The organism is Vibrio sp. MA40-2, assembly GCF_047302445.1.
GTDB lineage: Bacteria > Pseudomonadota > Gammaproteobacteria > Enterobacterales > Vibrionaceae > Vibrio.
Genome location: NZ_CP178628.1, coordinates 2,220,901 through 2,243,810 on the forward strand (window position 1 = coordinate 2,220,901; position 22,910 = coordinate 2,243,810).

Here is a 22,910-nt window from a genome sequence, read left to right on the forward strand (position 1 = left end):
ATTCATATCGTCTTATTGATATTCATATGAACATTGTGATCGTGTTATCAAAATGTTGCGATATGTTACTTATTCTGTGTTGTGAAGTTGAATTTAGCCAATGAATTTGTAACAGTACGATTCGTCGTTAACAAATTCATATGAACATTCGGAGAAGGTAAATGATTGTTGGTCATCGTGGTGCAGCGGCACTGGCTCCAGAAAATACACTCGCTGGAATGAAGAAAGCGTCCGAAGTAGGTATTCATTGGGTAGAAATAGATACTCAGTTAACCGCAGATGGTGTTCCGGTTGTATTTCATGATGAAACTTTACAGCGTTGTACTAATGGGACCGGTAAGTTAGCAGGCCATACATACGATGAAATTAAAACGTTAGATGCAGGCAGTTGGTTTGGAGATGAGTTTGTTGCAGAATCTATTCCTTCACTGGAAGAGGCGTTGCAAACTTGTTTGGAGGAAAACTTATCGATTAACCTTGAGATAAAAGTGCACCATGATGAGCAAGCTTTTCCCCTAGTTAAAAATGTCGCTGCGGTCATTCATGCATCCGGTTTTCCTATTGAAAAATTATTGCTTTCGAGTTTCTGCATAAAAGCAGTAGAAGCCTGCATGCTTCATATGCCTGAAATACGCAGAGGTTATATTACCGAGCAAAAGTCTAGCGATTATTTGCCAGAATTAGAACATCTTGGCTTGTTTAGTATTCATGTCAATCAAGAAGTGTTAACCAGTGAAATGGCCAAATCTATTACTGATAAAGGTTATACCCTTAATATCTGGACACTAAATGAGCCAAATAAAGTTGATGATTTTACCCAAATGAAGGTGACGAATATTATCACTGATAATCCGCTGCTGTTTTCGTAGGAGTAAATGAATATGGAGCTGACCGATAGACAAGCGGAAATTCTTAGTTATTTAAAACAGCACAATGACGTTCAAATAGATGAATTGTCGGTGATGTTTTCAGTAACGACGCAAACTATCCGTCGGGATGTTAATGTGTTGTGCGAGCAAGGATTGGCTCGAAGGGTTCATGGTGGATTAAGTTTACCGGCCAATTTGACTAACACTACCTATCAATTTCGACGAGAGGTTGAGTCGGATATAAAAGCAGCCATTGCTCGACAAGTCGCGCAACAAATTCCGGAAGGCTCCACGATTATTATGGGTATCGGTACTTCTGTAACCTATGTTGCTGAGTTTTTGATCAATGTTAAAGCATTGCGCGTGATCACCAATAATTTACAAGTTGCTCGAATTTTTGAGAAAAACCCCAATGTAGAAGTCTATTTGTGTGGTGGTTTAATGCGCTGTGAACATCAAGATGTGGTGGGGCATAGTGTCTTGAAATTTTTTGGTGATTTTGAGGCCGATATTGGTATTGTTGGCTGTGGTTCGATCACACCCGATTTTTTCGCCATGGAACATGAACCGCAAGAAGCGGACATTACTAAGGCCATCTTGGCTAATTCACGTCAGAGTTGGTTATTAGCTGATGCCAGTAAATGGGGGCGCTTTGCTTCTGTCAAAGTTGCCGATTTAACGAGCTTTTCGCGAATTTATACCAATAAGGTTGGGTTGCCTGCCGAGCTTTCTGTCTATTCTGTACAGGCAAATGATTATGAGAGAGAAGTTAATATTTAATTGACGGATATTTGAATCGACTAGTGGCTTAACTGGCTAGTATTCTCACTGATTAATATCCTACCTAACTAGTCTCCTAATGAACTAAAGTTTAAATGGGTTCTTTAAGTACGACCCAAATACATTGATCAATGCGCCTGCCACAATAAATGCTCCGCCTATATACGTCCACATCGAAGGTATTTCAGCAAAAAAGATCATTCCTAATAAGGCAGAAAATAATATTTGCACGTATGAATAAGCAGAAGCCTTTCCTGCGGCTTGGGTTTGCATCGCTTTAGTTAAACCTAATTGTCCCACCTGAGTAAAAACTCCTAATAAAACTAGCATCAAGGTGATGTGTAGATTGGGCACAATAAAATCATCACCGATCAGCAGCATTGAGATAGGTAAAGCAACCAATGGGAAGTAAAATATAATCACCGAACTGTCTTCGGTCTGGCTGAGTTTTCTAACAATTACGTAGGCGATAGAACTAAATAAGGCTCCCATAAGTGCAATTGAGATACTAAATAGAGGTAAATCTGTTGTAGGATCGCTGCCGTTTATATTTGGTTTGACTATTAAAAATAAACCGAATAAACACAAAGAAATACAGAATATAGTTGAGGCTTGAATACGTTCTTTTAAAAATAATACGCCTAATAAGGCCGTAAATAATGGATTTAAATATTGTAAAATCGTTGCTTCCGCTAATGGGAGTGTGGTTATCGCATAATAGACACACATTAACGCGGAAGTGCCAACGATACCTCTAGATAGCAAAAGTACTTTATTGTGACCCCATAATGAAATTCTTTTCCGTTTCACATCCAAATAGCTAATCACCCAAGAAACTAAAGCTCTTGCCGCTACTATTTCAAATAATGGAATACCGTGGTTGCTTACGTATTTCACACAAGCCGACATTAGCGAAAAACCAAGCGCGGAAAGCAGCATAAAGCGCACGCCTGCGGGGATAAGTGATTGAGATTGATTTTGCATAGTCGGTTCAAATAATGATGGAGGAGGGTACTTTATCATATCAAGTTATTATCTGGTGTTAATATTCTATGAGGTTGTCAATTATTAATAAGGTTACTTAACTGGAGAGTAGAAAGTTTGTCGTTATAGCACAGCAATAATCATATCAATATGAATATGCTAATGTTTTGCTTGTTATCTGTGATGTTTACCCTATCAAATTGAGTTCAGTTAAAAATAAATTTTTTTCTACTTTTAGTGTGATAAATTTCGCTTAAATTACCTCAAAGAATCTATTCACTATGGATATAGAGTTTGCCATCATTATGATCGTCACAATAGGAGCTGTATTCCTTCCTCTTGTGCTATCTATTATTGCCTTAGCAAAAGCCAAAAAGTCACAAATTATGGTTGAGGCGCTCAATGCAAAACTCGCTGCCTTGGTACTAGAAAAGCAGGTGAATAGTACTGATGAGCACCAAACTGAACTTCAGACTGAGATATCGAATTGTGAAGTCAACGATTTTGAACCTACAGAATCACCTTTGAAATCGGGTTCTGAAGCATCAGCCTTCACATCAGATACAGCCGAATATACCGAACAAGATGACAATGAACAACACGTTGAATATCAACGAGTGGAGTTGGCCAGTAATGTTGATTTTGACAAGAAAACATCTGATTTATCGACAAAACTATTGGCTAGCCTTAGTAAGATAAGGAATGCATTGCCAGACTCAGTATCGGCTTTTATTGACAAAATTAGTCCTATCGCGTTTGTTGGTTTAGCGATTGTTTTTGTTGGTTTGTCGTTTTTGATTAAGCTCACTTATGATGCATTTAGTGTCCCTTTGTGGGCTAAATTGTCGGCTATTTCCTTCGTTGGTATTGCGTGTGTGGCGCTTGGTTGGCGGTTGAGGAATAAACCAAATTATATTGGTATGGGATTGCAAGGTTCGGGAATGGCCGTACTCTATTTAGTCGCAATCGCAGCGGGACGCTATTTTTCCTTTATATCGATTGAAGTAACGTTCTTTATTGTCAGTATGCTAGTTATTTTCACTACATTGCTAGCTTTGCTGCAAAATAGCCAGTTATTGGCTATTGTTGCGGTATTGGCAGGATTTGCCGTGCCGGTTCTGTTATCAACCGATGGTGCTGGAAGTCACCTAATTCTTCTCGGTTATTACTTATTATTAAATATCGGTTTAGTGTATCTAGCCTATAAGAAACAATGGTATTTTTTAGAGAAATGTGGCGCGGTTGCTACTTTTGTGTTGGTTGAGTTTTGGTTGATCTTCTCTTATCAACCGGCAATTATGTTCGAGACATTGCCATTTTTAGGCAGTTATTTTTTATTGTATTTTCTGTTAACACATTCTCATGCTTGCCAAGACTTCGTAAACAAAAAACAGATTATCTCTAGTAGTTTGGTTTTCTCTCTACCATTAACCTCTTATGCATTATTTTATACCGCCACAGAAACCGTTGCTGATTATACGGCGTACTGTTCTCTATTCTTATCTTTATGCTATGCAATTGCGGCATGGGTGAGTTTTAAATATCAAAAAAACAATCCGTTAACCAGTGTTTATACCACTTTTGCGTTGCTATTTGTTGCTATCGCCATTCCTGTGTTCTTTAGCGCGACATTTAGTGCCGCTATTTATGCACTAAAATCGGTCACGGTGCTGTGGGTAAGCAATAAACAGCAGCGGAATCGGTTTGCGTTGGTTGGCGTAGGTATGTTATTGGCGAGTTTTTATCAGTTGTTTCAATTGTTTGATAACGTGTTTTTGCATGCGAATGTGCTTCTTGAACCGATGTCATTCTGGTCGTGGATAACACCAGTGCTGTTTGTGTGTACGGCTTTGGCATTTTATGCGGCCGAATGGCGTTTCGATTATCATGTTAGCTTTGAATCGAAAAACATCAATGTTTCCATTGTCAAAAAAGAAATCAAAAGCGTTTCGATGTTCGCTCTTGGTTTTATCAGCTTAAGTTGTTGGACTTTGTTAAATACCGGCGAAGCGATGGCGTTGATGTTAGTTCAGATGTTGTTTGTTGCCTTATTGTTGTTGGTTAATTGGCGCTTTTCTCGGCCAATTCTAACTTGGGCTATGCTATTGGTTCCGCTTATTATTTACCTTTATTTATTAGACTCGCAGTTAGACGACTTGCGCATATCACTGTTGGCTATTTTGCTTGCAATTGGCATGCTATACAAAACGCATTTCCCAATCTATTCCAACCGAATCGTCCATCTAGTGATGGCAAGTTTACATCTTTTACTTGGTATCGTGGTTGTCACTGCCGCTGAACGCGCTTTTTGGCATTCAAGCGTTGATGTCGTCCTTTATAGCTATTTATTGGCGATCCTGTTGCTCAGTTTGATTTTGTATCGATTGAGTCAGTGGGCTCCGATTACTCAGTTACTTTTACTTTCTCCCATTTGGGCAATCAGTTTGCCATTCTGGACGATAAGTTATCCAATAGACATAGAGTGGCTGGAACGCGGAAGTTTGATTGTAGGTTTCTTTGCTCTGTTCTATCTGTTTTTGAGATTCGATTTAATCCGAGTTTTAGTCAGTTTGAGCAAGAAAAAATCACTTATAGATACTGTTATATATAGTAATCATGCTATTTATTTTTGGGCGTTAGCACTGTGTACGCTCGGTTATTTATATCGAATTTTCTCTTTAACTGATGATGAGTTACTCCTAATACTACCGTGGTTATGTGCGTTGTTTATCGCGGTTTGTTATTTGCCTGTCTGCAAAGACAAATGGCCGTTAATGCGTTACTTGTCTTTTTATCGACAAACTCTAGTGGCTCCGATGGTGTTGGTGATAGCTTGTTTCATTGGGTATAGCCTACCGTTGTTTGATGTGCAGATAATGAATGTTATTTGGCTACCTATTTTCAATGCAATTGAATTAACCTCTATTGCCGCGATTATGTTGGTTGCAATAGGTTTAAAAAATGACAATGCACAAATTGTTTTAAACAAAATGTTTAAGTGGCGAGCAAACTACAAGACGCAACAGATTATTTGGTTAGCATTTTCAGGTGTTTTGTTTACCCATGCGGCTTTGGCTCGAGGGGTGAGTTATTACACAATGGCTGATTATGAGCTGTATTCTTTGTGGAGTTCGGCTCTCTTTCAGGCAGGTTTAGCCATTCTTTGGAGTTTGTCAGCGACAATGGCTACTGCCATCGGCTCACGATTCAATATGCTTATATTATGGTGCAGTGGGGCGCTGGTTTTTGCCCTGACGATAATTAAATTATTTGTTTTAGATTTAGCAAACCGAGATACTGTTGTGATGGTGGTGGCGGTTATATTTGTTGGTGTAGTGATGGTTTTAGTTGGTTATTTCGCGCCAATGCCGAAGAAAGAACACTCGTTGAAACACTCAGACATTAATTAACGGTGTAATAAAACATAAAAGAAAGGCTCACATCGATTATTACCAATGTGAGCCTTTTTGTTTGTTTATCGAACCTGTTAATAAAACCGATTGACACAACCAAGCTATAAAACTTACTTATAAGCGCTAATGTATCGGCAGTCTCTAATCAATTTCGCCTGAATAGTTGTGCAATACAATTACTATTATTGGCTTAGAATTTGTTTAAGTTGCTGCCTTTCTAGATCCGTCATTCCGGTTTTGTTTAAAAAGGGCATATCAGCGGTTTCTACTGAACGAGCAATAATACGCGGAGCCCAACGTTGAATATCTTGCCATTCATCAAATATGACACCAGATGGGGCGACAACGAAAACATCATCGGTTGCGTTGCTGCTGTGGCAAGTAGAACAACGTTGCTGAATGATCGCTTTGGCGGTAGTTTGCTCTGCTGTCATGGTTTCTGCGTTCGCTAGTTGAGAATCTACGGCTGAACTAATAACCGTTTGCTTGGGTTTATTTGAAGGTATGCTTACCACAATCGCTAATAACAACATTGCGGCTAAACCAGAAAATAAGACGCTCGGTTTATTTTGGCCAGTATGCTTTAGATTAAAATAATGTCGTATCCATGCACTGATTACACAAATCATTAGCGCCAATAACCAACTGAGTTCATGTTGATAAATCATTGGGTAGTGATTGCTGATCATCAAAAAGATAACTGGCAAGGTAAAGTAGTTATTGTGAATAGATCGTCTTTTACCTTCCAAACCCGGAGCAGGATCTACCGCTTCACCCGCTGCTACTTGCGCGACCATTTTACGTTGGCCTGGAATGATTTTATGCCAAACGTTGTTCACCATAATAGAGCCAATTAATGCGCCCATATGGATAAATGCACCGCGACCACTAAAGAAATGCGAAAATGCAAAAAAGAAGATTGCGCCAGAGATACCAATCGAGGCTAAAAACAAGGTTCGGTTTTTAGCTAATGGCGAACGTAATAGAGCTTCGTAACAGATTACACCTGCGACTATTGTGCCTATACCTAAGCTAATCGCCACAGGCGTGGAAAGTTGCATCACTCTTGGGTCAATCAGATACGCTTGTGCATTGAGGTAATACATCCAAATCATCAATGCTGATCCAGTTATCCAAGTGGCATATGCTTCCCATTTAAACCAGTGCAGATTATCGGGCATTTTTTCTGGGCCGACTTGGTATTTAGCAACTTCGTAAAATCCACCGCCGTGTACTGCCCATAAATCACCTTTGATGCCTTTGTCTTTTTTCCATTTTGGTGGCGTTTCTAGGCTATTATCTAGCCAAGTGAAATAGAAACTCGCTCCGATCCAAGCAATCCCACAGATTACATGAAACCATTTGATAAATAGCGCAATCCATTCGTAGAGTTGTGGCCACATAGTTTACTTCCTTTTTTGTAGACGAGTTTTCCATTCAGATAAGTCGCAGCGATGACTCTTTCATCGCTTAATGTTGAGATAGCAAAAAGTTGTTCTGCTAGGTCGTTGCAGCGCAATAGACGCTGATGAAGAATCGGAGATGCTTTAATATCCAGTTCTATAAAATCGGCTTCAGTGCCAGGGTTCAGGTTACCAACTAAGTGCGATATTCCCATTGCATCAGCTGCTCCTTGGGTACAGCGATAAAGCGATTCAAATGGGTCGAGACTAATGCCTTGTAACTGACAAATTTTGTAAGCGTCCGATTGATTGGCAAATAGACTTAGACTGGTTCCTGCACCAATATCGCTGGCAATGGAAATTGGTATGTTGTGATCTTTTGCCCGTTGGTAATCGAACAAGCCACTACCAAGAAATAGATTAGACGATGGACAAAATGTGATGGTTGAGCCTGATTCACTAAGCGCTTTATATTCGCGATCTTGTAAGTGTACACAGTGGCCAAACAATGAACGATCACGAGCTAAATCGAACTGCTGATAAACATCTAGATAGTCACGACTGTCAGGAAACAGGGATTTAATCCAATCTATTTCGGATAAGTTTTCGCTTAAATGGGTTTGAATAAACGTATCTGGGTGTTCATTGGCGAGTTGTCCCGCCTTTTTCAACTGTTCTGGTGAACTGGTTGGTGCGAATCTTGGGGTAATGGCGTACATAGCGCGGCCATTACCATGCCAACGTTCGATTAACGCTTTACTATCGTTATAAGCGCTTTCAGCGGTGTCTTGTAGATAAGTTGGGCAGTTGCGATCCATCAAGACTTTTCCGCAAATCATACGTGCGCCTAGTTGTTCGGCGGCAACAAAAAAGGCATCAACTGAATGTGAATGCACCGAGGCAAAAACGCTAGCGGTTGTGGTACCGTTAGAGATAAGTTGGTCTAAGAAAAACTGTGATTGTCTATAACAGTATTCGATGTCAGCAAACTTTTTCTCAGTTGGAAAGGTGTAGTCATTCAACCAGTCGAGTAACTGTTTACCGTAGCTCGCTATCATTTCTATTTGCGGTAGATGGACATGACCATCGATCATTCCAGGAATGATTAGTCCTTGGTGTAATTCTACTCCGCCATAATTTAGCAGCTGTTGGTTGTCTGCCAATTTAAAAAACTCGTCAGCCTCACCAATGTGAGTAATCTTTCCTGCTTCTGTTACCAATACACCGTCATTGAAGTATTGGTAGTTATTGGCTGGATCTATACTGCTTTTGGGAAAGTGTAATATGCTGCCTCTGTGTACTTGTCTTCGCATAATCAACTTCCTCTATAAGTTGAATAAGAGTAAGGAGAAAGCAGCAAAGGAACGTGATAATGGCGCTGTTCGTTAACGATAAAATGCACCTCTACCGTTGGAAAAAAACAATCGTCAAACTGTTTCTGGCAATAGGGTTCGGTGTAAAACTTGAGAGTGTAACGGCCTTTCTCCAAACTGATATTGTCAAATTTGAAACGACCATCCTGATCGGTCACGCCACTTTGTAGGCTTTGTTGTTGTTCAAATACGGTTAATTCGACATCAATACCTGACGCTGGAATTCCGTGTGTAGTATTAAGCACATGACAACTTAAACTGCTCATAATAGCGCCTCCATGCGAATATGGCTGATTTTCCTTTGTTCTACAGACGCGTTTAATAATTCATCTGTACGGCTGTTGTTGATTCGACCTTGTAAACTAATAAGCATTTCTTGTGCCGATTTTTCGCTAGCACAGATAATAAAAATAAAACCGAATTTATCTAGATAAGCGTGATTTAATTCTAATAGCGATTGTAGGACCGCTTCTGGCGCGCTGGAAACCTGGCTTTGCTCATTTTCACTCAAATTTTTACCTTGAGCGTATTTTTTACGAAGGCTAGAAATGTCACCAATCATCGGGTGGCCTGCAAACGCTTCTAACCAATCATCTTCTTCCAGTTGGCAAAATGCTTTATCTGCCATTTGTATTATTGCTGCTTTGCTGGCGGTAATTTGTGTCTCTGTTGAGAGTGGTTTTGATACGGCCGCGAAAGATTTCAATAATAGTGTTTGCCAACGTTGGCTAGAACAGATTTTTTCCAGTAAGGAGCGGTCTATTAAAACGGTCTTTTCTTTAGTGGGTTCAGTCATAGTAAGCATCCTTGCTTGTTTGTTGCTTGGGCATGCTTTCTAACGTTTTTTTGGCGTTATTCGCTTGCTGCCACTGTTGTTCGTTGTATTTCTGCGTGTGATCAGTTGCTTTACTATTCTGTTGGCCGTTTTGTTGCGTGACTGTTTCCTCGCTTAAATGGTCAAACCGATCCATTAGTTGCGCCGAAACAGAAACCGCAACCTGCATTGGTAGTTTTCCTTTAATGTCGGAATGACCAATAGGGCAGGTAAGACCTTCAAGCAACTTAATATCAGATAATTGTTCGCGTAAACGAAATTCAAAACGTTGCTTTTTACCTTCCGAACCAATAAGCCCAACGTAAGTAAAGCAGTTTCTTTGTAAGGCATTTTTGGTTAGTTCGAAATCGAGCGCATGGTCATGCGTCATAATTAATATCAGTGCGTTTGAATCTAAATTGGCTAAGGTTTCCACTGGTTCGTTATGTTGAATGGTGTGGATACCTGAGGCAGATATTTGCTCTAACCATTCAGGTCGACTATCAATCACTGTTACATGGCATGGCAATTGGTTTAGTATGCCGCATAAAGCCTGACTAACGTGACCTGCACCATAAATGACCACTTTCGGTCGTTGACAGTTCATGGTTTCGAACATCACTTGTACCGAACCACCACAACATTGATTTAAATCTGCCGCCAAAGAAAAACGCTCAATTGCTACGCCTTGCTGTTTTGTTGTTAGCTGTTGTCTGGCTTTTTGAATCACTTGGTGTTCGAGATTTCCGCCCCCGAGCGTATCAAATTGGCCACTGTTAGAGATCACCATTTTGCTGCCATTGGCTCGGGGGACTGAGCCGACTTCTGCAATAATGGTGGCAATACAATAACTCTCGCCATTTTGCTCGAGCCATTGGCAAGCTTGTAACCAGTCCATTTTGGTGTGTTGGGTTAATTGCGTAAACAAACGGGATGTGTGACTCTGGTTATTAGCAAGCATAGGTTGACTCCCGACCAGATTTTTCGAACTGCTTTGTACAGGCATTTAAAATGGCTTCACCGGTGGCTGGTGCATTTAAATCGACCGCTAAGGTGTGATTAGTAATTGATCCAACTGCGTCGTATATGGCACACCAAACACTGATGGCATGCATAAATGGCGGTTCGCCTACGGCCTTAGAACGATAAATACTATGCTCTGGATTGGCTTTATCATATAAGTCGATATTCATCTGTTTTGGATAGTCGCCAATGGTGGGGATTTTGTAATTCATTGGACTATTACTTAGTAACGCTCCGCTGGTGTTCCAGACTAATTCTTCGGTGGTTAGCCATCCTAGACCTTGAATGAATCCGCCTTCAATTTGACCAAGATCGATAGCCGGGTTTAAACTGTTGCCGACATCGTGCAAAATATCAACCCGATCAACGCGCATTTCGCCAGTGAGCGTATCAATGGTCACTTCTGAACAAGACGCGCCCAAAGAAAAATAAAAGAAAGGCCTACCAACGGATTTTTCTTGGTCATACCATATTTTAGGGGTTTTGTAGAAGCCACTAGCCGAGAGAGAAACGCGATTGAGATAGGCTTGTTGTACTAGAGTGTGCCAGTCAATTTGCTGATCACCCACTTCAAGCATTCCGTTAATGAATTCTGCTTCCATCTGACCTTGGCTGACGGTTTGTTCGTCAGCTTGAGGTGTTGCATATTGCTTTAAGGCAAATTCAATCAGACGAGTTTTTATCTCTTTAGCTGCGTTATGTGCGGCCATTCCATTTAAATCAGCACCTGACGACGCCGCGGTAGGAGAGGTATTGGGTACTTTGTCGGTTCGAGTTGAAGTGACTAGTACTAATTCGAATGGGATGCCGAGCGTTTGAGCGACAATTTGTTGGATTTTGGTGTGTAAACCTTGTCCCATTTCAGTGCCACCATGGGATACTTGCACACTGCCATCGGTATAAACGTGAATAAGCGCACCAGCTTGATTTAAATGGGTAGCAGTAAAGGCGATGCCAAACTTTACCGGGGTTAATGCTAAGCCTTTTTTAAGAATCGGACTGGTTTTGTTCCATGCGTCGATTTCTTCACGCCGCTTTCGGTAGTCACTGCGAGTTTCTAGTTCGGTGATGACGTGTTTCAGTTCTTGGTGCTGTTCAACCTGCATTCCATAATGAGTGGTATTTTTGCCTTCTCGATATAAGTTTTTTAAACGGATATCTAACGCGTCTTCTCCTACGGCGATACTGATATCTTGCATGGCTTTTTCAATCACCATCATACCTTGTGGTCCACCGAAACCACGAAATGCAGTGTGGGAGACGGTATCAGTTTTCAATCGCTTTCCAGTAACACATGCATCTGCGAGGAAATAGGCGTTATCACTATGAAACATTGCACGGTCGACAATTGCGCCAGATAGATCGGCAGAATGACCACATAAACCGTTTACTTCGATTTGCGCTGTTTCTATTAGTCCTTGCTGATTTACTCCAATTTTGTACTGATTAAAGAAAGGATGACGTTTGCCCGTTACCGACATATCAATTGAACGAGGTAAGCGAATTTTTACGGCTTTCCCCGTTAAAAAAGCACCCATACTGGCTAAACAAGCCCATTGTGCTGCTTGAGTTTCTTTACCGCCAAAGCCGCCACCCATTCTACGCATGTCGACCGTAACTTTGTTAAAGGATATACCCAATACTTCTGCGACTAAGGTTTGTACTTCGGTCGGGTGTTGGCTAGACGTGCGTAAAAATATGCCACCATCTTCGGTCAGTTCAGCCAAGCTAATTTGTCCTTCTAGATAAAAATGCTCTTGTCCGCCAACATGTTGTTGACCAGTAATAACCATGTCACTTTTATCGAATTGTTCGTCTGTGATTGCTGTTCCCATCGTGTTGGTTGGCAAAACTTCATCTTGTTTGCCATCTTGGATGCAATCTAAAACTGCGTTCGGATCAATGTCATATTCAATTTTGGCTTGTTTGGCGGCTTGTAAGGCTTGAGTATGAGTACGGGCTAAAACTAGCGCGATTGGCTGTTGGTAAAACTTAATTTCATGGTCGCTTAATAGTGGATCGCCTTTAACAATCGCACCAATATCTTTCTCGCCAGGAATGTCGTTGTAATCGTAAACGGCAACCACACCCGGCATGGTTTTAACTGGGTTAAGGTCAAGTGAAGTTATGCTGCCTTTGGCAATCGTTGCACTGACAATTGCTGCATGTAAACAGCCTTTTGGTGTCGGGTAATCGTCCAAAAACATGGCGTCACCGGTGACTTGTTTAATAGCGCTTTCGTGTTTGTATGACCGACCAACAATGTTGCTGGTCGATGGCAGTTTAGGTTCTGCACTATTTATCTGGGTTAATTTACGCATGATTAGTTGACCTCCATCGTGGGGATGAGGTTTGCATCTGTCGAATTCAGACGGGTTGGAATTTGGTTATGTTCAAGGTAAAAACGTTGGATTAAGTTTTGTACTAATTGAATACGGTATTCTGCGCTGCCTCGTACGTCTCCGATAGGCGAGATATAATTCGCCACTTGTTTTTGTACTTTTCTAACCAGTTCTGCGCTGAAATGACGACCGATAAATAGGCTTTCTAATTCAGTTAAGCGTACGGATTTTGCAGCGATACCACCAGCGGATAAAATGCAGCTCTTAATACGATTGTCGTTGCCAAAAGTCAGATTGATCGCTAACACAACTGTTGCGATATCATCTTCAAATCGTTTGCTTATTTTATAAATTGCGTGTTTTTGATTGGGTGCCAGCAATGGGATATGAATGGCACTAATCCATTCATCTTGTTTAATGGCGGTTTCTCGGTAACCTGTAATGTAATCTTCTGGTGCATATAGGCTTTTTTCTTTACCGTTATCAATTTCAATTCGAGCGTTCAAGCTAATAAGAAGTGGGGCAATATCACCAATAGGGGAAGCGTGGCCTAGACTTCCGCCTAGCGTACCTCGATTGCGTATAGTTAAACTTCCGAGGCGTTCTATTAATTCATCGGTGCTTGGATAGTGTTGGCGCATAAAACTGTGTAATTTAGATAGCAGCACAGCAGAGCCAATACGCCACCCCAATTTTGTTTTTCGAATCGCTTGCAGGTCTGTAACATCTGAAACATCGATCATTTTTTCGATGCGTTGTAAATGTTGTGTCACTTCGAGTGCAAGGTCTGTTCCTCCTGCAATCAACTTAGCATCGGGATGAGCCGTTTTTAACTCTCCCAGTTGTTCTCGACTGGTTGGTTTCCAATAGTTGATGGTGTTTTGTGGTTCTCGTGAGTCCATCCATTGTATTAATCCGGTTTCATCTTTACTCAATGGATCGTCAATTTGGCTATCGGCAATTGTGTTGGCTGCGGTAATTAAAGGCCCGTATCCTGTGCAGCGACATAGGTTTCCTGATAAGAAATCGGCTGGGTTTTCAGGACGTTGTTTTTGTTTGGATAGTGCATACAAGGACATAATAATACCCGGTGTACAAAAACCACATTGGCTGCCGTGATTGTCGACTACTGCTTGTTGAACCGGGTGTAACTTGTCTTGTTGTTGTAAGTGCTCTACTGTCACGATTTTTTTACCGTGTAATGCATGTATAGGCGTGATGCATGCATTTATCTGGCGATATCGTAACAGCTTATCTTCATCTAAATCTGCCATAACTACGGTGCAAGCGCCACAATCACCGCTAGCACACCCTTCTTTGGAGCCGGTCAATCCTTGCTGCTCTCTTAAGTAGGTTAGCAGCATACTATCAACGGCAGCGTGCTCTACTTGAACGATTTCATCGTTGATCATGATCTCTAGCATAACGTCCTCTGTTGCTAAAAGTTGTCCAATTGGTCAAGTTAATGGCTAAAAAAAGACTCACATGCTTTAGGTTCGCTGATAGGCGAGCAAGTGAGTCGTATAAGTATTAGTTTGGTATTTTCGCTTCAATACCTTCTACGTACCAGTTAATGCCGGCAAGTTCAGTGTCAGTCAATGTGTGACCTGCTGGAATAACTTCTTTACCAGTATTGTCTTTCATTGGGCCTGTGAATGGGTGGAATTCACCTGATTTGATTTTATCGTGAGTGGCGCTGATCGCCTGTTTAATATCTTCAGGCAATGTAGGGTTTACAGAGGCGATATGTAAAATATCGTCGGCAAATCCACCCCAGTAATCTTCAGATTTCCATGTGCCATCCATGACTTCTTGAACGGTACGAATGTAATGAGGTGCCCATACATCTCTTACTGAGAACATATGCGCGATAGGTGCAAAGTGACTCATGTCAGATGCTTGGCCGATACCCATAACACCACGTTTTTCCGCGGCGATTAATGGAGCAGGGCTATCAGTGTGCTGAATCATAATATCAACGCCTTGGTCAATCAGAGCATTTGCTGCATCAGATTCTTTGCCTGGATCATACCAAGTGTTTACCCATACAATTTTCAGTTTAACGTCAGGGTTAACACTTTTTGCGCCAAGGTAAACGGCGTTGATGTCACGAATAACTTCTGGAATTGGGAAAGAGGCGATATAACCTAACGTATTTGTTTTAGTTGCCAAACCTGCAGCAACACCAGATACATAACGACCTTCGTAAGTTCTTAATGCGTAGTTTGAAACGTTTTTAGAGCGCTTATAACCCGTCGCATGTTCAAACTTAACGTTAGGGAATCGTTTAGCAACTTTAAGCGTTGGGTTCATGTAACCGAAAGAGGTGGTAAAAATAATTTCATGACCAGACTTTGCTAACTGAGTAATAACACGCTCAGCATCTGCACCTTCAGGAACACTTTCGACGTAAGTTGTTGTCACTTTGCCATCAAAGTATTTTTCCATTTCTTTGCGGCCTTGATCGTGCTCATAACTCCAACCATGGTCGCCTACTGGACCAACATAAACGAATCCTACTTTCATTGGATCTTCTGCTAACACTGCAGAAGAAAACACAGTTGTAAGTGATAAGGCCGCTGCACTCATCCATCGGTTTAATTTCATGAAATACTCCATTTCAATAGTTTGTAAAAATAGTTTGTAAAAATTTCTAATTTATAGACAACACTAGTTTGTAAACAGTATGTAAAAATAAAATGCGTGTGTAGCTAATGTTGCTGATTCTTTACTTGGGTATTTAACCCAGTCATCAATCTATTTAGATTGAATTTTTTTGCTTTTTCCGCGACTAGTTAGGTTATTAGCAAAAACCTGACCACATGGTGATATTTTGTAAAAATAAATCGGCAACTATTGTTAACGCCTTGTAAATAAGGGTGTTAGTGGTTTTGGAACGGTATTGTTTACATTGGATTTTTTACTGACAATTGGTGTAAGCATTAAGTTTTGTTCTTTAATGGTGCAATACCAATGCTAACCTGCACCAAATCGGTACCATGTTAATAGTTTGTTCTTAAATTGTTTAAGCCACGTTGAACTCAATATGGTTCAAACGTGGCTTAATCTAGGCGTGTTTTATTACGTGATTAATGCAGTTTGGGATCAAAAGGTTTCGCCAGACTCATTGGAGTGGCGAGTTTTTGTTTGAGTGAATTAGAGCTGATCATCACCATAACAATAATGGTAGCAAGATACGGTGTCATCGCTAATAAATTCGGTGAAATATCAAAACCAAACCCTTGCATAACGAGGTGAAGAATTGAAGCAAAGCCGAACAAATAGGCACCAAGCATTAAGTAACCAACACGCCAAGAGGCAAAAACGACCAATGATAAGGCTATCCAACCTCGTCCAGCGGTCATGTTTTCCATCCACATTGGCGTGTAAACCAATGACATGTAAGAGCCAGCGAAACCAGCCATAGCGCCGCCAAATAATACCGATAAATATCGCACTTTTAATACTTTTATGCCCAGTGCATTGGCCGAGTGAGGGTTTTCACCCACCGCGCGAATGGTCAAACCAATGCGCGTTTTTTGTAACACCCACCAAGTTAAAGCCACAATGGCAAAACTGGCGTAAACGATGATGTCCTGATTAAACAATATTTGACCGATAAACGGTATTTTACTCAGTACTGGTATTTCTATTTGCTTGAAGCCTTCTATCGTTGTACCAACAAGATCGCCACCTAAGAATGAACTTAAACCGGTACCGAAAATAGTGAGGGCTAGACCAGTTGCTACTTGGTTGGTATTCAAACTAATGGTTAACGTGGCGAAAATAAGCGACATGCTCATTCCGGCGACAATAGATAAAGCAATGCCAAACCCAAGATTGCCAGTGTAATAAGCACCAGCAAATCCAGCCATTGCGCCCATTAGCATCATGCCTTCTTGACCAAGATTAAGTACCCCTGATTTTTCACACACTAATTCGCCTAATGCGATAAGTAATAGAGGCGTGCCAGTTTTCAGGGCTGCGATTAATATTTGTTGCAGTAAGTCCATATCCATTAGACAACTCCTGACGGTTGTTTGCTTTCTGCTTTGGAAGCAATGTTATGTTTTGGGTTGCGTTTTGTTATTACCACGCGATAAAAGATAAGAAAATCGCAAGCGAGAACAAAAAACAACAATGTACCTTGGAATAAACCGGTAATAGCGGTAGGTAGGCCTAACTCTATTTGGGCTAAATCACTTCCCATGTACAGTGTGCCCATAAATAGTGACGAAATAATAATGCCGATAGGGTTCAATCGACCAAGATAAGCAACAATAATCGCTGCATATCCATAGCCTGGTGATACCGATGGAATAAGTTGTCCTATCGGACCGGTGACTTCAGATGCTCCGGCAAAACCAGCCAATGCGCCAGCAAATAACATCACACCCCAAACTACTTTGTTGCTGCTAAACCCTGCATATTTAGCAGCGGATTTATCTTCACCAAACACACGTAACTTAAAGCCAGGGAGTGTTTTATAAAGCATCAGTCCAGATAAGAGTGCGACAATAATGGCGATAATAATTGAAATTGAGGCTCGGCCGTCTTGTTGAATAACCGGTAACAGCACACCATCAACAAAGATCACTGATTCGGGAAATCCGAATCCTTGTGGATCGGCTAATGGACCATGCACCGCCCATAGTAAAGTGTATAAGCCAACGTAGTTAAGCATGATAGTGGTTAAAATAAGATTGGTGCTAAATACGCGCTCTAATAATGTTGGAATGGCGGCCCAAAGCATGCCACTAATAATGCCGACAACCAGTACTAATACTAGTGAGCCGACACCTGCATCGTCCCCCATTTGCACTGCTATGGCACTACTGGCCACTGCGCCAATAAGTAATTGTCCCTCTGCGCCAATGTTCCAGATATTAGCGCGATAACATAATGCCAAACCAACCGCACATAACATGAGCGGAGTGGATTTAACCATTAATTCACCTAAATTATAGCTATCGCTTAACGGTGAAATAACAAAAACGTTAAATGCCTTGGCTGGGTTCACGTCTAGCGAAACAAACATTAATCCTGAAACAATCATAGTTAGCAAGATAGCAATGATTGGCGAAAGCCATGCCATGAGTTTAGAGCTTTCAATTCTTGGTTCCACTTTAAGCATTGGAACTCTCCTGTGCTTGTGCTTGGTCATGATGGATAAAACTGCCCGCAATCCATTGTCCTATCTGTTCTATGTTGGTTTTGCTTGTTTCGACGGTTGGGGCGAGTGCACCTTCATATAAGGCGGTGATTCGGTCACAAATAACAAACAATTCATCGATGTCTTCCGACACAACTAAAATTGCGGCACCTTGATCTCTTAAAGCAATTAATTGTCGATGGATGGCACTGGCCGCGCCAATATCTACACCCCAAGTAGGATGGGCGCAGATAAGTATGCTTGGGCTTTGATCGACTTCGCGACCAATAATGAATTTTTGCAGATTACCACCCGATAAACTTTTCGCTTGTGCATGCCTATCACGACATTTCACTTTATTTACGCTGATGATTTTATCCGCCAGTTCGGTCAGTTTTTGTTTTAGGATAAAACCATTTTTCACCAATTTTTCGCTGTTTGTTAATAAGGTATTATCCGTTAAACTCATTTCAGGTACAGCGCCTTGCCCTAGTCGATCGGTCGGCACATATGCCATACCTAACTTACGTCGTTCACCTGCATCCGCACGGCCAACGGCTTTGTTTGATAACAAAATACTGGCGCTATCGGCACGGCAATCTTCACCACTAATCGCTTCCAGTAGGTCTTCTTGGCCGTTACCAGCAACGCCAGCAACACCCAGAATTTCACCTGCTCTTAGTTTTAAATTAACCTTATTTAACCCGCAACCAAACGGATGCAGTGGTGGCAATGTAAGGTCGACGGTTTGGAATATTACGTTCTCGGTTAGGTTTTTCGGATAACTTTCTGATAACTCTGCTTCACTGCCAACCATCATTCTGGCAATGGTCTCTGGCGTTTCATTGGCAGGAATACATTCGCCGCTGACTTCGCCACCACGTAGAATAATGGCTCTATCGCACAGTTCGGTCACTTCTTTTAATTTGTGACTAATAAAGAGAATGCTACAACCTTCGCTTGTTAGTTTTTTAAGTACCCTAAAAAGACCGGCAACTTCTTGTGGCGTTAATACCGATGTTGGCTCATCTAGAATCAGTAACTCGACGTCTTGGATGAGGCAGCGCAATATTTCTAAACGTTGTCTCTCCCCAATACTTAAGCTGTGCACATAACGATCGGGTTCTACATGTAGATCATATTTTTCGCTAATTTCGATCACCCGTTGTTTTAGGTTATCAAGCGTAGCTAAAAATTCTTTATCTAAACCCAGCTCTATATTTTCTAATACGGTGAGTGTTTCGAACACTGAAAAATGCTGAAAAACCATGCCAATACCCATGGATCTCGCTTGGTTTGGTGAGCGAATGTCAACTTCATGGTTTTTCCACATAATCGACCCAGTGTCGGGCTTATTAACACCGTAAATCATTTTTACTAGTGTCGATTTTCCGGCTCCATTTTCTCCGAGAAGAGCAAGTATTTCGCCTTTTTCTAAGCTCATATTAACGTTATTGTTTGCTATTACCCCTGGAAAAAATTTACTAACATTCCAAAGTTCTAATAAATGTCCATTGGTCATGGTGAGATGGTTCCTTACCGATAATTGGAATGGTTCATGCAATAACCTGACCAATTGTTCAACTCATCAGTAATCTTAGTAATTGTTAAGGAATTGTAGAGAAAACGCACGATAATCGATGTCACTTTTGGTGCGAAAGCACCAAAATGAGGCATAAAATAAGTGAGTTGACGTGTCATTACATAACTAAGAGTCGATTTTTTGTAACTATTAATAACTTTAACGGCTAACGGAAAAAATATGTCTGATAGTAAAAGTGAATCAAATACACTAGTAAAAGGCGGATCTATTCGAGCGAAGAATAAACAGCGAATATTGCAGGCTGCTGAACAAGAATTTGCCAAACATGGTTACAAAGGAACCTCAGTTCAAGCCATTGCAGATAGCGTACAATTGCCCAAAGCAAATATTCTTTATTATTTCAAATCAAAAACAGGTCTGTATAAAGCGCTGCTTACTGATATTTTAGAAATGTGGAATGAAGGGTTTTCAGCAGACGGTGATGAAAAGCCGCCAAGTGATGTTATTCGGGATTATATTATCGAAAAAATGCGTTACAGCCGCAGTCATCCTCTACGTTCAAAGATTTTCGCAATGGAAATTATTCAAGGCGCACCAAACATTCGGGATGTGATAGAGCAGCCCATGATTGAGTGGTCAAAGCACAAATCGAATATTATTCAGGAATGGGTAGATGATGGGGTGATTGGCAAGATTAACCCGCTTTATTTACTGTTTCTTATTTGGGGAAGCACCCAGTTTTATGCCGATTTTGATCGAGAAATTGAACTGATCCAAGGAAGGCCATTAAGCGATGATGAATATTCAGAAGCGGAAAAATTCACCGTGGATATCGTATTAAAAGGTTTAGGTTTGAGTTGATTTTCTGTCACTAAAATAGAGTGTTTTTTATCCTAGCCGCAATGGCTTTATAAAAAACTGAACACTTGGTCAGAAAATTGCTTAACATTTATTATGTCTACCATTAACATCTTGTTTTCAGATTAAGCAGAAGTTTTACAAAGTAGGCCGTAAAGCTCATCAGGATGTGCGTTAAAGACAGGACAAGGAAAGGTTATGACTGACAATTATCCAAGGGATTTGATTGGGTATGGGGAATGTCCCCCTCATGCTAATTGGCCAAATAAGGCTAAGATCGCACTGCAATTCGTGATTAACTATGAAGAAGGTGCCGAAAACTGTGTGTTGCATGGTGATGAAGGGTCAGAACAGTTTCTTTCTGAAATAGTTGGTGCTGATTCTTATCGGGACAGGCACCTTAGTATGGAGTCGATTTACGAATATGGTAGCCGTGCCGGTTTCTGGCGTTTACATCGATTGTTCAATCAACATAATGTCCCTGTAACGGTTTTTGGTGTTGCCAAAGCGTTGGAAAAAAACCCTGATGCCGTTAAAGCAATGCAGCAATCTGGTTGGGAAATTGCGTGTCATGGCTTGCGTTGGATTCATTACCAAGATTTTACCGTAGAACAAGAAAAAGCTCATATCGAGGAAGCCATTGCAATTCATCAAAAAGTGACCGGTAGCAAGCCTAAAGGGTGGTACACAGGAAGAACCAGTCCACACACGTTGGCTCTTATCGCTGAGCGAGATGATATTCTTTATTGTGCCGATAGCTACGCGGATGATTTACCTTATTGGGACAATAATTATAGTAAGCCGTTGTTAGTCGTGCCTTATACTTTAGACACTAATGATATGCGTTTTGCTACCCCACAAGGCTTTAATAGTGGTGACCAGTTTTATCAATACCTTAAAGATGCGTTCGATGAGCTCTATTTAGAAGGTGATTGTACGCCTAAAATGCTCAGTATTGGCTTGCATTGTCGCATTGTCGGTCGACCTGCTCGTCTTGCTGCATTGAGACGTTTTCTCAATTATACCAAGCAATTTTCCGATGTGTGGTACGCCACTCGTGAACAAATAGCGGAACATTGGTTAACGAATAATCAGTCAGGTAATAAAGCGCTCGAACACCATGAAAAGCTAACAAATAGGCCCAGTGAGGCATGCTCAACTGTTGGTTCTAATTGTTATGTTCAGCAACATAATTTTACAGATATATCTGCGGCTAATTTAAGTACGCAAGATATCAGTGGTGATACGTTATCCTCATTACGTTTATCGGTAAAAGATTTATTTGCTATAAAAGGGTATAAAACAGGCGCTGGTTTGCCTGTTTGGCTATCTTCAGCACAAGAAGAAACCGATAATGCGCAAGCTGTTCAACTATTGTTAGAGCAGGGTGCTCAGTTAACTTATAAAACTCAGCTTGATGAACTGGCTTATTCTTTAGCCGGTAATAATAGCCATTATGGTGTTTCAATTAATCCTTACGATTCAAATAGAAGCAGCGGAGGCTCTAGCTCGGGGGCGGCGTTGTCAGTTGCCTTGAATGAAGCTGATTTAGGCTTAGCAACGGATACTGGTGGCTCTATTCGTGTGCCCGCGAGTTACTGTGGTTTATTTGGCATGCGACCAACTTACAATGCCGTGCCAGCACAAGGTTTAGTTCCATTGGCGCCTCGATTTGATACCGCTGGGTTGATGACGCAAGATTTGTCTACGTTAGAGTTAGGTATGCAAACTTTACTGGGACAAAAGAAAGTTGAACCAATTAATAGTATGGCCTGGTGTGAAGCGTTATGGGAAGGCGTGAATGAGCAACTCAAACACAAAGCGCTGCAAATTTTTGAGCAGTTTTCTGGCCATACCACTCGTTTAGATGAACCGCCGCTGAATGCTGAAGAAAGACGTTTTTGTTTTTCGGTACTGCAAGCCGATTCAATTTGGCAGCATCATGGTGATTGGCTAGCTAACCATTTAGACGACTTTGCTGCGGATATTCAACAGAGATTAATCTGGGGAAAAAGTTTAACCGTTGAAGACAAATTGCAAGCCGAGGCGTTATTGCAACAATGGCAGGATGGGAAATCAACTTGGTTACCTGATGGTTGTATTTTATTAATGCCAACGGTTCCTAGTGTTGCCCCTTTGATCACGTCGAAGGGCGAGCAAGTAGATAAAGAGCGACAAATTCTATTAGGTTTAACTTCTATTGCCGGATTAAGTGGTTGGCCGCAGTTACAAATCCCTTTATTTGAAATCGATAACCTACCCGTTGGAGTGAGTTTGTTAGGTAAAGAGAATACGGATTTATCGGTGATTTATTTTAGTAAGCAACATCTTATTAATCGGTAAGTCGATTTAGTAG

General features: G+C 41.1%; 17 protein-coding genes and 1 pseudogene. 6 read left to right on the forward strand and 12 right to left on the reverse strand.

Features of this window, described 5'->3' with window-relative positions; all coding sequences use genetic code 11:
* Positions 1-161: 161 nt before the first annotated feature.
* Both ACLKML_RS17760 and ACLKML_RS17765 read left to right on the forward strand, forming a co-directional pair.
* Positions 162-869, forward strand: coding sequence for a glycerophosphodiester phosphodiesterase family protein (locus ACLKML_RS17760; protein ID WP_413284317.1), 708 nt, complete (start codon positions 162-164; stop codon positions 867-869).
* Positions 870-881: 12 nt separating this feature from the next.
* A complete protein-coding gene (locus tag ACLKML_RS17765) occupies positions 882-1,649 on the forward strand; it encodes a DeoR/GlpR family DNA-binding transcription regulator (protein ID WP_413285922.1) in 768 nt (255 codons plus the stop codon).
* An 84-nt stretch (positions 1,650-1,733) separates the two neighbouring features.
* Here ACLKML_RS17765 and ACLKML_RS17770 read toward each other — a convergent pair whose 3' ends face one another.
* Positions 1,734-2,633, reverse strand: a complete 900-nt coding sequence (locus ACLKML_RS17770; RefSeq protein ID WP_413284318.1) for a DMT family transporter — start codon at positions 2,631-2,633, stop codon at positions 1,734-1,736.
* Positions 2,634-2,914: 281 nt separating this feature from the next.
* Here ACLKML_RS17770 and ACLKML_RS17775 point away from each other — a divergent pair, with 281 nt between their 5' ends.
* On the forward strand, positions 2,915-6,043 hold the full coding sequence (locus ACLKML_RS17775) for a DUF2339 domain-containing protein (RefSeq protein WP_413284319.1): 3,129 nt from the start codon (positions 2,915-2,917) through the stop codon (positions 6,041-6,043).
* Between the two features lie 185 nt (positions 6,044-6,228).
* Here the strand turns inward: ACLKML_RS17775 and ACLKML_RS17780 are convergent, their stop codons facing one another.
* The 11 genes from ACLKML_RS17780 to ACLKML_RS17830 form a co-directional block, all read right to left on the reverse strand.
* A complete protein-coding gene (locus ACLKML_RS17780) occupies positions 6,229-7,449 on the reverse strand; it encodes a urate hydroxylase PuuD (RefSeq protein ID WP_413284320.1) in 1,221 nt (406 codons plus the stop codon).
* A complete protein-coding gene (gene guaD, locus ACLKML_RS17785) occupies positions 7,395-8,762 on the reverse strand; it encodes a guanine deaminase (RefSeq protein WP_317717374.1) in 1,368 nt (455 codons plus the stop codon). The genes ACLKML_RS17780 and guaD overlap by 55 nt, the downstream gene beginning before the upstream one ends.
* A gap of 2 nt (positions 8,763-8,764) precedes the next feature.
* Positions 8,765-9,088, reverse strand: a complete 324-nt coding sequence (gene uraH / locus ACLKML_RS17790) for a hydroxyisourate hydrolase (RefSeq protein WP_317717375.1) — start codon at positions 9,086-9,088, stop codon at positions 8,765-8,767.
* Positions 9,085-9,618 (reverse strand): 2-oxo-4-hydroxy-4-carboxy-5-ureidoimidazoline decarboxylase, encoded by a 534-nt coding sequence (locus ACLKML_RS17795; protein WP_413284321.1) that lies wholly within the window; start codon positions 9,616-9,618, stop codon positions 9,085-9,087. Before ACLKML_RS17795 ends, uraH begins: the two co-directional genes overlap by 4 nt.
* Positions 9,611-10,597, reverse strand: coding sequence for a xanthine dehydrogenase accessory protein XdhC (gene xdhC / locus ACLKML_RS17800; RefSeq protein WP_413284322.1), 987 nt, complete (start codon positions 10,595-10,597; stop codon positions 9,611-9,613). Before xdhC ends, ACLKML_RS17795 begins: the two co-directional genes overlap by 8 nt.
* Positions 10,587-12,980: a xanthine dehydrogenase molybdopterin binding subunit gene (gene xdhB, locus ACLKML_RS17805; protein ID WP_413284323.1), complete on the reverse strand. Its 2,394-nt coding sequence runs from the start codon at positions 12,978-12,980 to the stop codon at positions 10,587-10,589. The genes xdhC and xdhB overlap by 11 nt, the downstream gene beginning before the upstream one ends.
* A 2-nt stretch (positions 12,981-12,982) precedes the next feature.
* Positions 12,983-14,425, reverse strand: coding sequence for a xanthine dehydrogenase small subunit (gene xdhA / locus ACLKML_RS17810; protein WP_413284324.1), 1,443 nt, complete (start codon positions 14,423-14,425; stop codon positions 12,983-12,985).
* A 106-nt stretch (positions 14,426-14,531) separates the two neighbouring features.
* On the reverse strand, positions 14,532-15,608 hold the full coding sequence (locus ACLKML_RS17815; RefSeq protein ID WP_413284325.1) for a BMP family ABC transporter substrate-binding protein: 1,077 nt from the start codon (positions 15,606-15,608) through the stop codon (positions 14,532-14,534).
* A gap of 482 nt (positions 15,609-16,090) precedes the next feature.
* Positions 16,091-17,020: an ABC transporter permease gene (locus ACLKML_RS17820; RefSeq protein ID WP_413284326.1), complete on the reverse strand. Its 930-nt coding sequence runs from the start codon at positions 17,018-17,020 to the stop codon at positions 16,091-16,093.
* Complete coding sequence (locus ACLKML_RS17825) at positions 17,020-18,135, reverse strand: ABC transporter permease (RefSeq protein WP_413284327.1); 1,116 nt, start codon at positions 18,133-18,135, stop codon at positions 17,020-17,022. The genes ACLKML_RS17820 and ACLKML_RS17825 overlap by 1 nt, the downstream gene beginning before the upstream one ends.
* Positions 18,128-19,675: an ABC transporter ATP-binding protein gene (locus ACLKML_RS17830; RefSeq protein ID WP_413284328.1), complete on the reverse strand. Its 1,548-nt coding sequence runs from the start codon at positions 19,673-19,675 to the stop codon at positions 18,128-18,130. The genes ACLKML_RS17825 and ACLKML_RS17830 overlap by 8 nt, the downstream gene beginning before the upstream one ends.
* A 240-nt stretch (positions 19,676-19,915) precedes the next feature.
* Between ACLKML_RS17830 and ACLKML_RS17835 the strand changes: the two genes are divergently transcribed.
* The 3 genes and pseudogenes from ACLKML_RS17835 to ACLKML_RS17845 all read left to right on the forward strand — a co-directional run bounded on the left by ACLKML_RS17835 (position 19,916) and on the right by ACLKML_RS17845 (position 22,897).
* Positions 19,916-20,557, forward strand: coding sequence for a TetR family transcriptional regulator C-terminal domain-containing protein (locus ACLKML_RS17835; RefSeq protein ID WP_413284329.1), 642 nt, complete (start codon positions 19,916-19,918; stop codon positions 20,555-20,557).
* Positions 20,558-20,752: 195 nt separating this feature from the next.
* A pseudogene (gene puuE / locus ACLKML_RS17840) lies at positions 20,753-21,634 on the forward strand (allantoinase PuuE); the annotation flags it as partial.
* 153 nt (positions 21,635-21,787) lie between these two features.
* On the forward strand, positions 21,788-22,897 hold the full coding sequence (locus ACLKML_RS17845; protein ID WP_413285923.1) for an amidase family protein: 1,110 nt from the start codon (positions 21,788-21,790) through the stop codon (positions 22,895-22,897).
* The last annotated feature ends 13 nt before the right edge of the window (positions 22,898-22,910 follow it).

Excerpts from the sequence above, each read along its gene's own strand:
- ACLKML_RS17760 (WP_413284317.1), top strand. The coding sequence starts at position 162 with ATGATTGTTGGTCATCGTGGTGCAGCGGCACTGGCTCCAGAAAATACA.
- ACLKML_RS17765 (WP_413285922.1), top strand. The coding sequence starts at position 882 with ATGGAGCTGACCGATAGACAAGCGGAAATTCTTAGTTATTTAAAACAG.
- ACLKML_RS17770 (WP_413284318.1), bottom strand. The coding sequence starts at position 2,633 with ATGCAAAATCAATCTCAATCACTTATCCCCGCAGGCGTGCGCTTTATG.
- ACLKML_RS17775 (WP_413284319.1), top strand. The coding sequence starts at position 2,915 with ATGGATATAGAGTTTGCCATCATTATGATCGTCACAATAGGAGCTGTA.
- ACLKML_RS17780 (WP_413284320.1), bottom strand. The coding sequence starts at position 7,449 with ATGTGGCCACAACTCTACGAATGGATTGCGCTATTTATCAAATGGTTT.
- guaD (WP_317717374.1), bottom strand. The coding sequence starts at position 8,762 with ATGCGAAGACAAGTACACAGAGGCAGCATATTACACTTTCCCAAAAGC.
- uraH (WP_317717375.1), bottom strand. The coding sequence starts at position 9,088 with ATGAGCAGTTTAAGTTGTCATGTGCTTAATACTACACACGGAATTCCA.
- ACLKML_RS17795 (WP_413284321.1), bottom strand. The coding sequence starts at position 9,618 with ATGACTGAACCCACTAAAGAAAAGACCGTTTTAATAGACCGCTCCTTA.
- xdhC (WP_413284322.1), bottom strand. The coding sequence starts at position 10,597 with ATGCTTGCTAATAACCAGAGTCACACATCCCGTTTGTTTACGCAATTA.
- xdhB (WP_413284323.1), bottom strand. The coding sequence starts at position 12,980 with ATGCGTAAATTAACCCAGATAAATAGTGCAGAACCTAAACTGCCATCG.
- xdhA (WP_413284324.1), bottom strand. The coding sequence starts at position 14,425 with ATGCTAGAGATCATGATCAACGATGAAATCGTTCAAGTAGAGCACGCT.
- ACLKML_RS17815 (WP_413284325.1), bottom strand. The coding sequence starts at position 15,608 with ATGAAATTAAACCGATGGATGAGTGCAGCGGCCTTATCACTTACAACT.
- ACLKML_RS17820 (WP_413284326.1), bottom strand. The coding sequence starts at position 17,020 with ATGGATATGGACTTACTGCAACAAATATTAATCGCAGCCCTGAAAACT.
- ACLKML_RS17825 (WP_413284327.1), bottom strand. The coding sequence starts at position 18,135 with ATGCTTAAAGTGGAACCAAGAATTGAAAGCTCTAAACTCATGGCATGG.
- ACLKML_RS17830 (WP_413284328.1), bottom strand. The coding sequence starts at position 19,675 with ATGACCAATGGACATTTATTAGAACTTTGGAATGTTAGTAAATTTTTT.
- ACLKML_RS17835 (WP_413284329.1), top strand. The coding sequence starts at position 19,916 with ATGTCTGATAGTAAAAGTGAATCAAATACACTAGTAAAAGGCGGATCT.